The 1,140-nt window shown below is 47.4% G+C and carries 1 protein-coding gene and 2 pseudogenes; 1 reads left to right on the top strand and 2 read right to left on the bottom strand.

From position 1 onward, the window contains the following. A partial coding sequence (locus P8H26_RS18040; RefSeq protein WP_289634462.1) for a hypothetical protein occupies positions 1–313 on the bottom strand: 313 nt, incomplete at its 3' end. Here P8H26_RS18040 and P8H26_RS18035 point away from each other — a divergent pair. After that, positions 294–740 (top strand): annotated as a pseudogene (locus P8H26_RS18035) (IS3 family transposase); the annotation flags it as partial. The gene P8H26_RS18040 and the pseudogene P8H26_RS18035 sit on opposite strands and share 20 nt — an antisense overlap. A gap of 45 nt (positions 741–785) precedes the next feature. Here P8H26_RS18035 and P8H26_RS18030 read toward each other — a convergent pair. Next, positions 786–1,103, bottom strand: a pseudogene (locus tag P8H26_RS18030) (IS3 family transposase); the annotation flags it as partial. Between the last annotated feature and the right edge of the window lie 37 nt (positions 1,104–1,140).

The following is a 1,140-nucleotide window of genomic DNA, read 5'->3' as shown; positions in this document are numbered from 1 at the left end:
ACCGGAGTATAGAAATTATGGTCCCAATCGCAAAGCCTTCGACCTGTTTGAGGTAGGTCTGATACTCGTATCTTAAGATAAGGTTATCATGATTTATGATGGCTGATTCAGGTGATGAAGAAATCGCAATTTTAGAGCCAACCTGAACAACATTATAGCTGCTTGATTGTAAACGTTTTGCTTCCTCTAAATAGAGGAAATAATCGCGTTTTATACGCTCATTTTTAGGGTTCAATTTTTCACGATTACAGCCTTTATAAAGTGGAAATCCAAAGAGGCATATCTTGTACGTATTATACCTGGCTGTTGTCATCGACCTGTTTTCTCGACGCGTCGTCGGGTGGTCAATGCAATCGCGCCAAACCACAGACCTGGTCTTACAGGCTTTGTTGATGGATGTGTGGCGACGAAAACCAAAAGAGCGGGTCATGATACATTCAGATCAGGGCTCCCAGTTTACAAGTATGGACTGGGCTTCATTCCTAAAACAACATAATCTTGAGCACAGCATGAGCCGCCGTGGGAATTGTCATGATAATGCTGTAGCCGAGAGCTTTTTTAATCTGCTGAAGCGAGAGCGTGTTCGGCGCAAAACATACAGAACACGAGCTGAAGCAAGGCAAGACGTATTTGATTACATTGAGATGTTTTATAACCCGCAACGCAAACACGTTAGAAATGGTATGCTGTCACCAGCACACTTTGAACAGAACCACAAACTGAAGACGAAGAGTGTCTAATAAACTCGGGGCTATTCACACGACCAGCCCGGCCAACTGTAGCTTTCTGGTTTCAGGGAAAGCCTCTCGAACCCACGCGGTCAGCGTTGCACGACCGGGATAGCCCAATGCTCTCATCGTCGCAGAAATACATCGGTCATGAGTGCGGTAGTGCTCAACAGCCGCCTCCTTCTGGGCCTGTGTAAACCTGGGGGATGGGACCGCACAGCCAACAGGCAAGTCGAGGCGTTGTTCGTATTCTCGGTGCCAGCCCCTCAGGGCATTCTTGGTTGGGTAACCAAGCTGACGAATGGTCGCCATGAGACGTTTGCCGAGCTTGAGGTAGAGCTCGACCGCTCGGATCCTGTCTGTGTATGAATACATGAACTACCTCCTTGATAGTCCAAGTTTTCGTCCGCAT

The sequence above is a fragment of the Pseudochrobactrum sp. sp1633 genome, assembly GCF_030376605.1.
Classification (GTDB): domain Bacteria; phylum Pseudomonadota; class Alphaproteobacteria; order Rhizobiales; family Rhizobiaceae; genus Pseudochrobactrum.
The sequence above is the reverse complement of the archived record's forward strand: the minus strand, read 5'-3'. Positions and strand labels throughout refer to the sequence as shown.